The 17,098-nt window shown below is 32.1% G+C and carries 15 protein-coding genes; 7 read left to right on the top strand and 8 right to left on the bottom strand.

What is annotated here, in order from left to right; all coding sequences use genetic code 11:
* The 3 genes from H277_RS0101220 to H277_RS0101210 form a co-directional block, all read right to left on the bottom strand.
* Complete coding sequence (locus H277_RS0101220; RefSeq protein WP_019973740.1) at positions 1-915, bottom strand: dimethylarginine dimethylaminohydrolase family protein; 915 nt, start codon at positions 913-915, stop codon at positions 1-3.
* Positions 916-993: 78 nt separating this feature from the next.
* Positions 994-1,971 carry an amidohydrolase family protein gene (locus tag H277_RS0101215; RefSeq protein ID WP_019973739.1) on the bottom strand — a complete coding sequence of 326 codons (978 nt, stop codon included), beginning with the start codon at positions 1,969-1,971 and terminating at the stop codon, positions 994-996.
* Between the two features lie 238 nt (positions 1,972-2,209).
* Complete coding sequence (locus H277_RS0101210; protein WP_019973738.1) at positions 2,210-4,441, bottom strand: RelA/SpoT family protein; 2,232 nt, start codon at positions 4,439-4,441, stop codon at positions 2,210-2,212.
* Positions 4,442-4,988: 547 nt separating this feature from the next.
* Here H277_RS0101210 and H277_RS0101205 point away from each other — a divergent pair.
* Entirely contained in the window at positions 4,989-6,866 is a 1,878-nt protein-coding gene (locus H277_RS0101205; protein ID WP_019973737.1) for an Nramp family divalent metal transporter, read from the top strand.
* 56 nt (positions 6,867-6,922) lie between these two features.
* On the opposite strand, the gene H277_RS0101200 is transcribed toward H277_RS0101205, so the two are convergent.
* The 4 genes from H277_RS0101200 to recG all read right to left on the bottom strand — a co-directional run bounded on the left by H277_RS0101200 (position 6,923) and on the right by recG (position 11,715).
* Entirely contained in the window at positions 6,923-7,441 is a 519-nt protein-coding gene (locus H277_RS0101200; protein ID WP_019973736.1) for an ankyrin repeat domain-containing protein, read from the bottom strand.
* A 61-nt stretch (positions 7,442-7,502) separates the two neighbouring features.
* Positions 7,503-9,026, bottom strand: coding sequence for a catalase (locus tag H277_RS0101195; protein WP_019973735.1), 1,524 nt, complete (start codon positions 9,024-9,026; stop codon positions 7,503-7,505).
* A gap of 246 nt (positions 9,027-9,272) precedes the next feature.
* On the bottom strand, positions 9,273-9,431 hold the full coding sequence (locus H277_RS20115) for a hypothetical protein (protein ID WP_154652433.1): 159 nt from the start codon (positions 9,429-9,431) through the stop codon (positions 9,273-9,275).
* Between the two features lie 178 nt (positions 9,432-9,609).
* Positions 9,610-11,715 carry an ATP-dependent DNA helicase RecG gene (gene recG / locus H277_RS0101190; RefSeq protein ID WP_019973734.1) on the bottom strand — a complete coding sequence of 702 codons (2,106 nt, stop codon included), beginning with the start codon at positions 11,713-11,715 and terminating at the stop codon, positions 9,610-9,612.
* A gap of 113 nt (positions 11,716-11,828) precedes the next feature.
* On the opposite strand from recG, the gene H277_RS0101185 reads away from it, so the two are divergent.
* The 5 genes from H277_RS0101185 to H277_RS0101165 all read left to right on the top strand — a co-directional run bounded on the left by H277_RS0101185 (position 11,829) and on the right by H277_RS0101165 (position 15,581).
* A complete protein-coding gene (locus tag H277_RS0101185; RefSeq protein ID WP_019973733.1) occupies positions 11,829-12,434 on the top strand; it encodes a thioredoxin family protein in 606 nt (201 codons plus the stop codon).
* A 100-nt stretch (positions 12,435-12,534) separates the two neighbouring features.
* Positions 12,535-13,317, top strand: coding sequence for a hypothetical protein (locus tag H277_RS19565; protein WP_146810295.1), 783 nt, complete (start codon positions 12,535-12,537; stop codon positions 13,315-13,317).
* A 1-nt stretch (position 13,318) separates the two neighbouring features.
* Positions 13,319-14,122 (top strand): hypothetical protein, encoded by an 804-nt coding sequence (locus H277_RS19560; RefSeq protein ID WP_019973731.1) that lies wholly within the window; start codon positions 13,319-13,321, stop codon positions 14,120-14,122.
* A 117-nt stretch (positions 14,123-14,239) separates the two neighbouring features.
* On the top strand, positions 14,240-14,950 hold the full coding sequence (locus tag H277_RS19555) for a hypothetical protein (protein ID WP_146810293.1): 711 nt from the start codon (positions 14,240-14,242) through the stop codon (positions 14,948-14,950).
* 70 nt (positions 14,951-15,020) lie between these two features.
* On the top strand, positions 15,021-15,581 hold the full coding sequence (locus tag H277_RS0101165; protein ID WP_019973729.1) for a TlpA family protein disulfide reductase: 561 nt from the start codon (positions 15,021-15,023) through the stop codon (positions 15,579-15,581).
* 191 nt (positions 15,582-15,772) lie between these two features.
* Here the strand turns inward: H277_RS0101165 and H277_RS0101160 are convergent, their stop codons facing one another.
* Positions 15,773-16,327 (bottom strand): DUF1697 domain-containing protein, encoded by a 555-nt coding sequence (locus H277_RS0101160; protein WP_019973728.1) that lies wholly within the window; start codon positions 16,325-16,327, stop codon positions 15,773-15,775.
* A gap of 196 nt (positions 16,328-16,523) precedes the next feature.
* Here H277_RS0101160 and H277_RS0101155 point away from each other — a divergent pair, with 196 nt between their 5' ends.
* On the top strand, positions 16,524-17,096 hold the full coding sequence (locus tag H277_RS0101155) for a TMEM175 family protein (RefSeq protein ID WP_019973727.1): 573 nt from the start codon (positions 16,524-16,526) through the stop codon (positions 17,094-17,096).
* The last annotated feature ends 2 nt before the right edge of the window (positions 17,097-17,098 follow it).

Here is a 17,098-nt window from a genome sequence, read left to right as displayed (position 1 = left end):
TTATTTTCTGATTAATGGCATTGTTGAACATCTTAATAATCCTCCCATCTTAGACACATTTCGGTAATTGATGGCTTCCACTTTTATATTCCAGACATTTTCTAAATGATCATTCAAACGAGTAAAATTCTTTTCCGAAACAACCACTTCAGGAGAAATTGAAAATACATTTGGATTCATCCAAAACATTTCTTCCTTCGTTACTTCAAATAAATTTTCTTTTCCAAAGATATCTACAATCTGTTGATATTCGTGTTCAAATAAAAATCCGTCTTTGTAAATAATTGCTTTGTCATTTCCAACAGGATTAAACGTACAATCTAAATGTAAAATTCCTTCATACGGATCCTGGTCATTTTTTTTCAATTCAAAATCCAAGACCTTTTTATTTGGAAATCTGTCTTTAATATAATTGACAAATTCAACATTTGTACGTCCTGTTTTAAACGTTTTAAAATCGGGCTGCTTATATGTTCCGACAAAAATATAATCGTTATATAGAATCACATCACCTCCTTCTACGTAAACTTCTTCTGGCAACGCATTGATTTTATTCCCTTTAAATCTATGTTTAATTTCACGGTACGCTTGTAATTCTTCTAAACGATCCGGAATAATGTTCGCTATAAAAAACTCGTCTTCAATTACAAAACCGACATCGCGAGAAAAAACCTGATTACAATCTTCTATTAAAGTTGGACGTAAAACTTCTACATCATATTTCTTCAGAACTTGTTCAAATTCTGACATTTCAGCAAGTAAATCTTTTTCTTCCGGGTAATCGTTATTCTTGACAGATTCATAAGATTTTGCATCAAAAGTCTGATCAAGTGTAGGATTAGCCCCGTTAGACTCTGCTCGACCCAAGACTACAGTCTGTAGTTGAGCCGTTTCGTTCTGTACATTTAATCGCATAGTTTATTGTGATTTTTAATTTTGTTTTCCAAAAAAAATCTCGCAATTGCGAGATTTAATTTTGTATAAATATACATTTTATTTTTTAATTCCTAAAGCTTTCAAGCCATTTACTGTTGCAATATTCGAAAGTTGTTCCACATCATAGAAGTGACATGACTCTAACATTACACGCAATTCAGTCAACAAATGTCCGTCAGAAAAAGGTTTGTAAATATCATTGATATTATCTGTTCCAAAAGCTACATTAATTCCTCTTGGAATCATTTCGTCAACTGGCGTTACAGAATTGTGCGAAGGCGCCAAACGTTCTGTTCGGTTATGATCAATCCAAGCAGTTGGGCAAGAAACAATGTGCATATCTGCTTTTTTAATCAAATCGTATAATTCATAGCGGTATTTTCTAGGGTGGGCTGCTACTGAAATAGAGTGAACTGCAGAAACTTTTCCCTGCATCCCATGTTCAATTGTTTTCAATGCCAATTGTTCCGTTTCTTTTTCTTCATCTGTATTAAACTGATCCACATGAACATGAACCAATTTATTTTTTGCTTTCGCAGTTGATAATAAGATGTCTAAATGTTCTTCTTCTCTTCCAAAATCTTTTGCAGGCAATCCTCCGATAATATCAACAAAATCTGAGGACATATCAAACCATTCGCGAGCTTTAGGATCGATAACCCCTTTCAAAACCTGATTGGCAAATCGCATTTCGATATCTTTTCCATAGTTATCTTTTAAGCGTTGAGCTGCTTGTATACTACGATCCTCAATCACTTCATCCGCATCAATAAAAGAACCAATTGCTTGACAACCTTGCTCTAACATAAAATTAATTGCTTTTTCCATACGGAAATAAATGTCATCAACCGATGAATTACGTTTCATATCATCAACCAAATGCCATTTTTCTTTTAAGTATGAATTGGATAATGCAAAAGTGTCCGAAGTCAATGAATAAGCTCTGTCTAAATGTGAATGTGTGTTAACCCAACCTCCTTTTTCTTTGATTTTTTCAAGTACTTCTTCGATTGGATTATAGTTTTGTCTGTTCATCGCGAGTTTGTTTGTTTTCGGGATGTAAAATTAACAAGATTATTCAACAGAAATGAAGCCATATTATCAAAAAGATTTGTGTAACTTTGTGCCTTTGTTAGTAACCTCATCTAACAAAAAAAGCTCAACATGGTTGAGTTTTTTTGTTTCTATATTCTAGAAGCGAGTTCTATTTTACCATTTGGATATTTTGAATCATTCTTATATTGATTTAACAGAGTCAATCAACTTAAAAAAATTAATTTTTATAGGTTCTTTTTACGGATTGAATTCCTTCAATATTCTTAAGTTCCATCATTATTTTTTCTAATTCAGCTTTATTTTTCACAGAAACTGTTATTTTTCCATCAAAAATACCGGCATCTTCAGACAAATTGATACTATGCATGTTCAATGAATTGTTTTTTGAAATAACCAATGTAATATCACTCACCATTCCCGAACGATCTAAACCTTGTAACTCAATCAATGCTTTAAACTCTTGCTGAGAAGAATCAATCCATTTTGCTTTTATAATTCGATAAGCATAATTTGCCTGCAAAGAAACCGAATTAGGACAATCTACTTTATGAACCTTTATTCCTTTAGAAACCGTAATAAACCCATATACTTTATCTCCGGCAATAGGGTTACAACAACTAGCTAATTCATAATCTAAACGTTCTTCGTCATTTCCAAAAACAAGACTATCCAATTTTGTTTTATCAACCGGAAGATCTTCTTTCTTCGTCGTATTGAATGTTGATTTTCTAAAGCGATTGATTAAACCTGTAAAACCTGTGTTTCGCTCTGCAAATTTCCGTAAATCATTGTTATCAATGATTCCCATTGCCACATTGTAGAACAAATCCTGACTAGAACTTAACTTAAAGTATTGCTGCAATTGATTAACTGTATTTTCACTAAAATCAACTTTTAAGTGTCTTAATTTTCGTTGAATAATTTCTTTTCCTTCTTCTGCAACTTTACGTTTATCAGAATTTAAAGACGCTTTAATTTTACTTCTCGCTTTACTTGTCACAACATAATCTAACCACTCTAATTTAGGTTTTTGTTGAGTTGAAGTAATAATTTCTACTTGATCACCGCTTTGCAATTGATGTGACAAAGGATACAATTTTCCATTTACTTTTGCGCCCAAACAGTGGTCTCCGACATTGGTATGTATTGAGTAGGCAAAATCTAATGAACTTGCTCCTTTAGGTAAAGAATGTAAATCTCCTTTTGGCGTAAAAACATAAATTTCTTTTGAATACAAATTGAATTTGAAATTATCCATAAACTCAATTGCATCCTTTGTGTCCTCCTGCTCTAACATTTCACGAACCTGATGAATCCATTCATCTACTTTCGTTTCATCGTCCGTTACATTTTCCTTGTATTTATAATGCGCAGCAATACCCATTTCGGCTACTTCATCCATTCTTTCTGAACGAATTTGAATTTCTACCCAACGAGCCTGTGGTCCCATTACCGTAACATGAAGAGATTCATACCCCGTTGTTTTGGGTTGAGAAATCCAATCACGCATACGTTTCGGGTTTGGAATAAATAAATCTGTTACCAACGAATAAATTTTCCAAGCTAAGAATTTTTCATTCTTTTTATCTGAACGGTAAATGATACGAATAGCAAATAAATCAAACACTTCTTCGAAAGGAATTCCCTGATTAACAGTTTTTCTATAAATTGAATTGATTGATTTTGAGCGCCCTTTAATCTCAAACTCTAATCCTTCTGCCCGCAGTTTTTCAGAAATTGTTTTACAAAAATCATTGATATATTTTTCTCTTTCCGATTTGGTTTCCGTCAGTTTATGTTCAATATTGAAATAGGCATCAGGTTTCGTGTATTTCAAACTTAAATCTTCTAACTCAGATTTAATATTATACAATCCCATTCTGTGCGCTAAAGGAGCATAAATGAAAATGGTTTCTGAAGCAATTTTCAATTGTTTATCTTCACGCATACTTTCTAGCGTACGCATGTTATGAAGACGGTCAGCTATTTTAATCAAAATTACACGAACATCTTCTGATAAAGTCAGCAAAAGCTTTTTATAATTCTCGGATTGAATGGAAACATCCTGTTTATTTAAAACAGCTATTTTTGTCAATCCATCAATAATTTTTGCAATCTTTTTACCAAAAAGCTTTTCTATGTCTTCTAATGTGTACTCCGTATCTTCTACAACATCATGCATTAAAGCAGCAGCAATTGAAGTCGCTCCAAGTCCAATTTCATCCGCAACTATTTTTGCAACAGCTATTGGATGATAAATATAAGGTTCACCTGTTTTTCTTCGCTGATCTTTATGTGCATCAACAGCTAAATCAAAAGCTTTACGAACCAACTTTTTATCATCGTCAGATAAGGTTACATATGTATTCTGAAGCATCTCTTTATAACGTCTTGTTATCTCGATGTTCTCTTTCTCTAGTTGTTCGTTTGTTATAACGTGAGGTGTCATTTGTTGTAATTTTTGGTACTAGTTAAAAGCTATTCACTCCTTTGTTCATACGCTTTCTTTCAGGAAATAAATATACAATTTTTTCTATTCATGAAAATGATATTTATAGTCAAGATTTATAAACTTATAAATGATTAATTAGAATCATCTTGTATGAATCACCTACAGTTTACACTATCAATTTAATAATTTAAATCGTAATTATCTCCTATTAATTGTCATTTTCTCATAAAAGAAAAACAATTATTATATAAATCACAAATATACATCTTGACTTGAAATAATTAATTAAATACTATTTATTAAATCAAAACAATCTGTAAATTGACAAAACAAATAAGACATAACGCAATAAATGAATTACAAACTTTAGACTCATACATTGCCATCATAAATTCATGAATTTACACCAAAAAATATAGGCTTAGCCTTGTTTCTCCATAACTGTAAATTTATTTTTTCCATACACTATTCTTAAAAGCAGTAATTCCAGGATTACTGCTTTTTTTATTCAATTTTACACTAAATTTGATATAGAAATTTATTCATGTCAGATCAATCTCACACAAAATCATTAGAGGATGTCCACGAAAGTGTACAAATCAAGAAAGGAAAGTTTAGAAAAATATTAAGCTTTTTTGGTCCAGCTTATTTAATAAGTGTCGGGTATATGGATCCCGGAAACTGGGCGACTGATTTGGCCGGAGGCAGTCAATTTGGATATACTTTAATTTGGGTATTGCTAATGAGTAACATTATGGCATTGTTGTTACAAAGCTTATGCACACGATTAGGGATTGTTCGTCGAAAAGATTTGGCCCAATGTAACCGTGAAACTTATCCGAAAGGGATGAATTTCGTTTTATACATTTTAGCCGAAATAGCCATTGCTGCATGCGATTTAGCTGAGATTCTCGGAATGGCAATTGGATTAAATTTACTTTTTGGAATAGATTTAATATACGGTGTTTTAATCAGTTTTCTAGACACTTTCCTCCTACTTTATTTGCAAAAATTAGGTATGCGAAAAATGGAATTGTTTATTGTCGGATTAATTACAATGATTGGCTTATGTTTCTTAACCGAAATGTTTTTAGCAAAACCTGATTTTACAGAAGTCGCAAAAGGGTTTATTCCATCTATTCCAAATAGTGCTGCTTTGTATATTAGTATTGGGATTATCGGTGCTACAGTAATGCCTCATAACCTATACTTACATTCAGCCCTCGTTCAGACACGGCAAATAAAACGTGATGACTTTTCAATTAAAAAAGCCTTGAAATATAATTTTTGGGACAGCGCTATTGCCCTCAATTTAGCTTTTTTTGTCAATGCAGCTATTTTAATTTTGGCCTCTTCTGTTTTTCATAAAAATGGTTTCCATGAAGTTGCCGAACTTAGCGATGCCTATCATCTTTTGGGCACAACCTTAGGTACAGATTTAGCACCAAAATTATTTGCTGTTGCGTTAATTTTAGCCGGGCAAAGCTCAACTGTTACAGGAACATTGGCTGGACAAATTGTCATGGAAGGTTACCTGCATTTACGGATTAATCCTGTTTTAAGACGAATTCTAACCCGTCTCATAGCTGTTGTTCCTGCAGTTGTTGTTATTTTAGTTTTTGGAGAAAATGAAGTTGGATCTTTGCTTATTTTTAGTCAGGTTATTTTGAGTATGCAATTAGCTTTTGCTGTGATTCCACTTATACATTTTGTAAGCGATAAAGGAAAAATGGGAAATTTCGCCATCAATACGACAACCAAATTTTTTGCATGGACTATTGCCTTCATTATTTCGTTTCTAAATGCTCAATTGGTGTATGAAGAGTTCAATAAATGGATCATAGAAAGTGAATCTTATACCTTAAATATATTTTTAGTCGGATTGGAAGTGGGCTTGTTAATTTTATTACTCTTAACTTTTTTCATTCCGGTCTTTTTAAAAAAGAATGAAGAAAATCAGAAAGAAATACACGAGCCTTTCCAAAAATTTACATTAGAAGAAATTTCTCAACAACATTTCAAACATATTGTGGTGGCCTTAGATTTTTCTAAAACGGACAGAAAAGTAATCAATTATGCAACTCAACTAGCAACACCAGAATCTTCTTTAATCTTGGTGCATGTCGTGGAAAGTGCTTCGGTAAAGTATACCGGTGAACGGACAAATGATGAAGAATCGCAATCGGATTTGAAACGTTTGGAACAATATGCCGAAATTCTACGTCCTCTTTTCCACGAAACTAAAATTGAATTAGGTTATAACAATCGTGTTCATACCATCGCCGAAATTTGTAAAAAACACCAAGCCGATTTGATTATTGTCGGTTCTCATGGTCACCGTGGATTTATGGATTTTATTTTTGGTGAAACAATCAATAAACTCCGACACCGCGTTAATATTCCGGTCTTTATTGCAAAATAGTAAAAGCCATTCAGGTATTTTCTGAATGACTTCTTGATTAGATTAAAAATATAAATTTATTTATGTGATAATAACTCAATCATTTCTTTATTCTCTTGTAAAATAGCATGATCTAAAGCCGTTTTATTATTATTATCTTTAATGCTTAAATCCGCGCCAGCTTCAATCAATCTTTTTGCAATTTCATTTTGACCAAATGTTGCTGCAAAAATTAAAGCAGAAGCGCCATTAAAATTCACTTGGTTAACATCAGCTTTATTCGCAATTAGTAAATTTGCCATTTCAGGAAATCCTCTAAAAGCTGCGCCCATCAACGCATTATTTCCAGATAAATCTTGCGCATTAGGATTTGCCCCTTTTGATAATAATACTTTCGCAGCGTCTGAACTATTGTTATAAATCGCTAAAATTAAAGGTGTGAATCCGCGTTGATTTGCTTCATCTACATGCTTTCCATTCGAAACTAATTTTTCTATTTGCCTCACATTATTTTCTCTCGCCGCACTAAACAAATCTTGCGCATAAATTGAAGAAAAACTGAATAGAAATAAGGCAAAATATATATACTTTTTCATGATAATATTGATTTTATGAAAGTCATAGAGTCGAACTCAATCGACTCCAATCCAATAGAAATTATTTTGGTAAATATTGTTTTACATCGTTCATAGAAATATTTGTAGCCTTCATCAAACGTGTTCCATATTCTGTATTTGCTTGGTAAAAATGTGCAATCATTTTATGAACAATTACTTTATTTTTAACCGCATTCAAAGCTCCTGATAAATTTTTGATTAAGTTATCTTGATCTTTTTTAGAGAATGATTTGTACAAATCTCCAGCTTGCACAAAGTTATTTTCTTTATCAATGACGTGCTGAGTTGTTGTTGCTCCCGCAGGAAAAACAGATTTTGAATACTTGAATTTTGCATTATCTACAACCTCAGGAAGATTAGTTGAAGGTTGATAATTTACATCACCTTTTTGCTCTCGGATCGACATATAACCATCTTGATTGTATGTTTTTACATTGTTTTTTGGAGCATTTACAGGAATTTGTTGAAAATTACCCGTTAAACGGTGACGTTGGGTGTCAAAATAAGAGAACAAACGACCTTGTAACAATCTATCTTCAGAAGCTTCGATTCCTGGAACCAAAGTAGCTGGAGCAAATGCTGCTTGTTCCACTTGTTGAAAATAATTCGTTGGATTTTCATTCAATGTCATTGTTCCTACTTTAACTAATTTTGCAACAGATTCTGGCCAAATTTTTGTTACATCAACAGGATTGAAGTCTAATTTATCAAAATCTTCACGTTTCAATAATTGAACATATAAATCCCATTTCGGAAAATTTCCTTTTTCAATTTCATTACGCAAATCTAACGTTGCATGTTCTATTGCAGTCGATTGAATTTTATCCGCTTCTTCTTGCGTTAAATTTTTCGTTTCTTGTTGAGGAACCCATTTGTATTTCACATAAGTTACTTCACCTTTTGCATTTACCCATTTGTAAGCATGTACTCCATTTCCTTCCATTTGACGAAAATTTGCTGGAATTCCGTAATCTGAAAACAACCACGTTAACATATGCGTAGATTCTGGCAAATTAGAGAAGAAATCAAATACACGATTTGGATCAGATGCGCCATTTGTCACAGGAGATGGCTTGAAAGCATGTACCATATCAGGAAATTTGATCGCATCGCGAATAAAGAAAACAGGTAAATTGTTTCCTACTAAATCGTAATTTCCTTGTTCTGTGTAAAATTTAACTGCAAATCCACGTGGATCACGATAAGTTTCTGGCGAACCTTGTTGATGTGTTACAGTAGAGAAGCGTACAAATAATGGCGTTTTTTTACCAGCTGTAGACAAGAAATCAGCCATCGTTACATCAGAAAAATCTTTATCAGCTACAAATTCTCCGAAAGCTCCAGCTCCACGTGCATGAACAACACGTTCTGGAATACGTTCGCGATCAAACGCTGCTAATTTTTCAATTAAATGAATGTCTTCCAACAAAACTTGTCCATTGTTTCCAATTGTTTTAGAATTTTGATTATCTCCAACTGGAGCACCTGTGTTTGTTGTTAATTGTTGCGCAAATCCAATCGTAGAAAGGAATGCTAAACTTAATACTAAACTTCTTTTGATCATAATTATAGTTTTATTCTTTATTTATCATTTTAAGACAGAGCAAAACTAAATCGGACACAACTATAAATCAAATCTATAAAATCTATGAGATATAATTAATTTTTATAATAATTACAATTCAATTATTTAGAAGGAAGAATAAGACGATATATTATTTCGCAATAAATGAATAAATAAAAATGATAAAGAAGTTTAGAAATAAAAAAACCACTTATTAAGTGGTTTTTATATGATATTAATTTAATTTTATCTGAATCGTTGAAACGATACTGAAGGTTTTATTTTTACCGATTCATTAGTAATCAAGACCATTAAATTCAAATGTTGATTAAACTTCCATAATGAGTTTCCTTCAACCTCTATTCCCTGCGGAGTTCTGATAAGTTCTAAATTTGTGTACATCATAATCGATAATTTTTGGGGTTGACCTAATGTTTTGTTAAAAATAAATTTCAGCGTTAAAAAATTTTAACACATCTAATAAAATTAAAAGTTTCTAATAATAATCTTTGTTTTTGATTTAATTTTAAAATATCACAAATTATACCAAATTATTATCAAAATCTTTTCTTAATGTTAAATATTAGGAAATTTGGCTCCAACCTACTTTATCTTTATGATTATCAATAAAATATTTTTTTGTTGATTCATAAACAGGTAAAGAAAGTGAAGGATCTTGAGCAAGAATTGTTTCAACACATTTTCTAGCCGCATACAATACTTCCTTATCTTTTGCTAAATCGGCAATTTTAAGATTCAGCACACCACTTTGCTGCGTTCCCATCATATCTCCAGGGCCACGCAACTCTAAATCAACTTCAGCAACCTGAAAACCGTCATTGGTTTGGCACATGGTCTGAATACGGCGCTTAGAAACGTCATTCAATTTACCTCCGGTCATTAAAATACAATACGATTGTTCAGCTCCTCGTCCAACACGACCACGAAGCTGATGAAGTTGGGATAACCCGAATCGTTCTGAATTTTCAATAATCATGACAGAAGCATTCGGAACATTCACTCCTACTTCAATTACCGTCGTTGCCACTAAAATTTGCGTTTCATTGTTTTTAAAACGATTCATTTCAAATTCTTTGTCCGCAGGTTTTTGGCGTCCATGAACAATACTAATTCCATATTCAGGCAACGGAAAAGCGCGAGAAATACTTTCATATCCATCCATCAAATCCTTTAATTCCAATTTTGCAGATTCTTCGATTAAAGGATATACCACATAAACTTGACGCCCTTTTGCGATTTCATCTTTCATAAATTTAAAAACACTTAAACGATGAGCATCCGTTTTATGAATCGTTTTGATCGGTTTTCTACCTTTTGGCAATTCATCTATAATAGAAACATCCAAATCTCCATACATGGTCATAGAAAGGGTTCGTGGAATTGGTGTTGCCGTCATCACTAAAATATGAGGAGGAAATTTAGCTTTTCTCCAAAATTTAGCACGTTGAGCAACTCCAAAACGGTGTTGTTCATCAATAATAGTTAAACCTAAGTTTTTAAAGATGACATTATCTTCTAGTAAAGCATGTGTTCCAATGATCATTTTTAGATTTCCATTTTCCAAGTTCTCTAAAATTGGTTGACGTTTTTTCTTGGTCACTGAACCGGTTAACAATTCAACTGAAACATCCAAATTATTTAATAATTCAGTAATACTTTCGTAATGTTGTTGTGCCAGAATTTCGGTTGGCGCAATCAAAGCCGCCTGAAAACCATTATCAACTGCAATCAGCATCGTTAACAAAGCAACCATCGTTTTTCCTGAACCTACATCCCCTTGTAATAAACGATTCATTTGTGCCGGTTGCCTTAAATCTGAACGAATCTCTTTAATTACCCGCTTCTGTGCATTTGTCAATTCAAAAGGTAAATATTCGCTATAAAACGTATTGAAATAATGTCCAATTTCTGGAAAAGGATTACTTCTGTTTTTTTGCTTATTGACTGCTTTTTGAGACAAATTGGCAAGGTTTAAAAAGAAAAATTCTTCAAATTTTAAACGGCGAACAGCGGCATTTAGTTCTGTTAAATCTTTAGGAAAATGAATGGTTTTTAGGGCTTCATTTCTTCCTACTAATTGATAATGATCAAGAACATTTAGAGGTAAATTTTCGGGAATATCAAATTTTTCAGCAAAAAGATTCATCATCATTTTCTGAAGAACACGATTTGTAATTCCTTTCTTCGTTAATTTTTCTGTACTTGGATAAACAGGAAACAAACCTCGTGGAATATTCTTCGCATCCTCCAGTAATTCTATTTCCGGATGAGTAATACTAAAATTAGAATTAAACAAATTTGGTTTACCATAAATGACAACATCTTTGAAAAGATCATTTCTTAATTTTTCTTTCTGCCAAGAAGACACTTTAAACCAAACCAACTCTAACGTTCCTGTTCCATCCTGAAACTTTCCAATCAATCGTTTTACTTTTCCTTGATTTATTTCTTCTAATTGTACAATCTTTCCTTTTAACTGTATTTCAGCTGCAGTAGAAGAAATTTCGGAGATTTTATAGAATTTTGATTTATCGACATAACGAAATGGAAAATGCTGTATCAAATCTTCATATCTAAAAATTCTGAACTCACTCTGTAGTATTTTAGCCCGCTCTGGTCCAGCTCCTTTCAAATATTCTATCGTTTTTTTTAATGGATTTTGATACATTTTCCTGATTTAAAAAGTTGCAATTTACCATTTTTTAACGACAAACAACGTCATCATTGTTACAAAATACGCTAACAAAATTGCTTTATATTTGTATAAAAATTAAGAAACAAATGAATTTAGTAGAATACATCAACAAAGGATTAACATACGAGAACTACATTGTGAGAGTGGAAGATGATTTGGAAAACGAAATCGAGAATGATGATCCAAAAGAATATGTACAATATTATGCTTTAGGATTACAACGAATGAATAGAATTTTCAAAACATTCAAGTTAAGTCCCATACAAGAGAAACGTATTCAATCAACAGCCAATAATTTAAAATTTCTAATCATCACAGAAGGTTGGTGTGGTGATGCCTCTCAAATTCTACCAGTTGTAGAAAAATTAGCAAATGCTTTAAATAGTTCGACTCATTATATTTTACGTGACGAGAATATGGAGTTGATGGAAAAATACAAAACAAACGGAGCGTTATCCATTCCTATTATTATCGGTGTGAATGAACGTAACGAAGAAATTTTCCGTTTTGGTCCTCGCCCTAAAGCCGGAATGGAGATGTTAGCACGTTTTAAAAATAACCCTGATATTTACTCAGCAGATGATTTTCATGAAGACCTTCAACGTTACTACAATGAAAATAAAGGCGAAGATATTGTAAACGAAATTTTAGACTTGATTGATGAAAATTTGATTAATGAAACTATAGATTAAAAGTTAAAAAAAGCTTCAGTATTTCTGAAGCTTTTTTTATTATATTTTTTATTTATACCTTTGGTTATCAAATCTAAAACGTATGAATTTTAAATTAGTCATGTTGTCTTTAATTTGTGCTACATCATATGCTCAAATTAAGGTAACAAATGCAACTGATCAAACTCCAAATGCTGATGCTATTCTTCATCTGGAATCAAAAGACAATGATAAAGGGTTATTAATTTCAAGATTACCTCTTCAATCCACTATTCTTCCACAGCCCTTAACTGCTCATGTCAATGGCATGGTTATTTACAACACAGCAACGACAACTGGAGCTAACTATGTAACACCTGGACTATATTTTAACGATGGAACTAAGTGGATAAAACTTTCGAAGAGTAAAAATCAGTTTGGAGATATAAAAAATAGCTTACAACAAACGGATCATAATGGCTGGTATTTGTTAGATGGAAGATCGTTAACCAGTTTAAACAGTAATGCTCGGGCGATTGCTTCTAGCATAGGATTAGCAGGAAATTTACCAAATTCAACTGATCGTATTTTAAAAGGTATCAACGGAGGGGAAACTGTTAATACGAATGGTGGTAGCAATACCTTTACTATTTTAAAAGCAAATTTACCAAATATAAATTATACAGGTACTACTGATGCTACCGGTGCTCATACTCACACTTATCTCGATAATCCAGCAACTACAATAAACGTAGCGACAGGAACAAATAATCCTATTGCTGCACATAATGAAACTTCTAAGACAACTGCTAATGCAGGAAATCACACGCACAGCATTACGTTTGCATTAGGCGGAAATAATACCCCTGTTAATTCAAAACCTAAAAGCTTAATTACTAACACTTTTATCTATCTTGGACAATAATATGAAAAAATATTTAATTACTTTATCCCTATTAGTAAATTTTACACATTCGTATTCCCAAGTAGGAATCGGGACAAACACTCCTTCAACATCTTCAATTTTAGAAGTTTCAAGTTCTAATAAAGGCGTTTTATTTAATAAAGTTTCATTACAAAACATAACTTCTCCAAGTCCTTTAGCCAATCATCAACAAGGAATGTGGATTTATAATATTGCTAGTGCAGGAACTTACCCAAATAATGTTGTGCCAGGTATGTATTACAATGATGGGACAAAATGGATACTAATGACAATTGGTGAATCTTCACCTCAGATTGGTGATATAAAACCAAGCGTACTTACAAATGATCATGAAGGGTGGTATAAGCTAGATGGAAGACCAATAAATACAATTACCTCTAGTGTTGCCAGTCAAAACGCAATATTGATTGGTTTTACAACTTCCTTACCTAATTCAGCAGATAGAATGTTAAAAGGTAAATCTATTTCAGAAAATTTAGCAGCAATTGGAGGTAATAATTCTATTAATATAACCCAACCAAATTTACCGAATTATACCATTCAAGGAACTACTGCTTCAGATGGAGCTCATAATCACAGCATTACAACAACAGGAGCTAATTTATGGCATTATGTAGCGGGTAGTTCTCCAACTTATCGTTTTCTGGAAACTGAAACAAGAACAACTTCTAGTAGTGGAAACCATTCTCATACCATTTCTGTAAATATAGGAGGAACGAATACGCCTATAAGTAATTATCCCAAAAATACAACTACTCAATATTATATATTCCTTGGAAAATAAAAACCTATGAAATTTTCAACTTTTAAAATTCTCTTTTTAGTTATTCTTTGTAATAATCTAAATGCTCAGGTCTTAATTAGCGATGAAGCCAATCCTGCAGCAATAAATTCTGATGCAATGCTCGAGTTAAGAACACAAACCAATGCAAAAGGATTGCTTTTACCTAAAGTAGGTTTAACAGCTACAAATATATCAAGCCCTCTACCTTCACACTTTGAAGGAATGATTGTTTATAACACAGCAACATCTTCTACCAGTTCTTTAACTGCTGTTACTCCTGGTATATATTATAATGATGGGACAGCTTGGTATAAAATGGACGCCAATTTACCTAGTTTTGGTGATATAAAATACGCTAACATTAGTTCTGACCACGAAGGCTGGTATTTATTAGACGGTAGACAACTCAGCTCTTTAAGTAGTAATGCTCAATTAAATGCGACTAATCTAGGGTTATCAGGTATTTTACCTAATACTGCAGATACTTTCTTAAAAAGTAAAGACACGTCAGAAACTCTTGGATCTATTGTAAGTAATAATATGGTAACATTAATTAAAGATAATTTACCCAATGAATCCTATACTGCAAATGTTAACTCTGCAGGGACGCATAATCATCCATTCTTGGACAGAGGTGTAGGAACTTTAGTAAGTGGAGAATCAAGTGTTACAAATGTATTAGATGACAACAATACAACTACCAGAACAACTAGTACTGATGGAGCTCATACACATACATTTACATTAAATTCTGGAGGAAGTGATACACCTTTAAATATAACACCTAAATATTTGGCAACAAATATATTTATATATCTAGGAAAATAACTATTTTTTATCATTTGTAGAACTAGCTTTTTGTTTGCATCTTTGTATAAGATTTTATTGAGAGAAAGACATGAAAAAAAATAAGCAAATTATTTTTGCTACAATCGTCATTATAGGTTTAGTTGCTATAATGTTTACACCAATTGGAACTTTTTTCAAAAGTAAAATGGAAGATAACAGTCATATTGCAGGAGCTGATGTAGAGTTAACGGAAAGCGATTATGACATCGATTTAATTGGATACAATGGAGCCACAAATACTAACCTAATTGATTTTAAGAAAAGCGGGGAAGTGATCTTTCTTAATTTTTGGGGAAGCTGGTGCCCTCCTTGTGTAGCTGAAATGCCAACGATTCAAAAGCTATATGAAGCAAAAGGTCAAAAAGTAAAATTTGTATTAATTACAATTCAAGATAAACCAACGGTTTTTAATCCTTTTTTACAAAAGAACAACTATACTATGCCGGTTTACGAACCCAATAGCCCTATCTCAAATAATATGTTACCAAAAGTTTTCCCCACAACATATATTTTAAATAAAAAGGGAGATGTTGTCTTAAAAGAAACAAAAACAAGAGATTGGAATGATAAAGAAATTAATGATTTATTAGACAAATTACTTGCAGAATAAATGCATTACAACAAACAAAAATGTCATTAACTTATAGTTAATGACATTTTTTTATATTATTTTGATTGTCTTTTTTCAACTCAACATTACTAACTTGGCACCTATTATATCATTGGCAGATATGCTAAATTATAAAGATCTTAAAATTTTGCAACAATCAATCTTGTTTTAAGCGAATAATTGGATGTACTTTATTCTCTTTCTCTCATAAGAGCAAGTTGTAACAAAGCTATCGAAGTATTATGATTTCGTGTTGTAGCACTTACATTTAATTTATTTTCCAAAAAGTTATTGGTCAATTTTGTTTTACCATAGCCAGACGGACAGTATAAATAAACAACATCTGCTGTCATAAAATATTGCTCATCTTCCGCTTTATATGCATCTATTTTTTCAAAGTTGACTCCAGTTGGTTTATTTGACAAGAAAGTATAATACAGAAACTCTTTATCAAAATGCAACTCTTTTAAGAAGGGGTTATTTTCTATAATACTTCGAAGTTTTTCTATTGTAAGAATTAAAACAGGGACTTCAAAAGTTAGAGATTCAACTATCTTATCGTGAATTAAGTCCGATATTTCTTTAATATCAGTTAAACCTGATGAAAACACAGCATTTCCACTTTGAACGTAGGTTGTCACATTCTCAAAGGACAATTCTTCTAAAAGCCTGGTCAAAACATCCATTTTGATGATTTTCTTCCCACTTACATTTATACCTCTTAAAATTGCAATAAAAGTATTCATAACGTATTTCCTTTTGATGAAAACTATTCGAATTTATGAATTAAATATAAGATAAACCATATAAAAAAAATTCAAAAGCTTACAAGAAATAAAAAGAGTTTAATAGGATATTAAATAATCAATCTAAAATTAATTTTCAACTCCTAATAATTCATAAATTTAATGCGTTTACATGTTTATTAATAATTCATAAAAAATGACAACCAATCGATTAGAAGCATTCAGTGATGGAGTTCTTGCCATCATTATAACCATTATGGTATTGGATTTAAAAGTACCTCTTGGAGATAGTTTGATAAGTTTAAAACCTTATTTACCTAAATTCTTGAACTATTTGTTCAGTTTTATTTACATTGGGATTTACTGGAATAATCACCATCATCTTTTTCAAGCGATAGAAAAAGTAAATGGTAGTATCTTATGGAGCAATTTGCATTTACTTTTCTGGCTGTCTTTATTACCCGTTTCTACAGGTTGGATGGGAGAAAATTTTCATTCAACTTTTCCTGTAGCTTTTTATGGGTTTGTTCTTTTTATGAGTAGCATTGCTTTTATGATGATTGAAAAAGCTGCCGTAAAACAAGAAGGTAGAGAATCAATCATCGCAAAGTCTGTTAGCCGAAATATAAAAGAAATTGGTTCAAGCTTAGGTTACATTCTTGGATTTTCTTTATCGTTTTTAGAACCTATAATTGGTGTAATTATTTACGCTATTATTGCTCTAATTTGGTTGATTCCCGACCGAAGAATCGAAAAAATGGTAAAATAGTA

This window comes from Empedobacter brevis NBRC 14943 = ATCC 43319 (genome assembly GCF_000382425.1).
In the GTDB taxonomy this organism is placed as follows: Bacteria; Bacteroidota; Bacteroidia; order Flavobacteriales; family Weeksellaceae; genus Empedobacter; species Empedobacter brevis.
The sequence above is the reverse complement of the archived record's forward strand: the minus strand, read 5'-3'. Positions and strand labels throughout refer to the sequence as shown.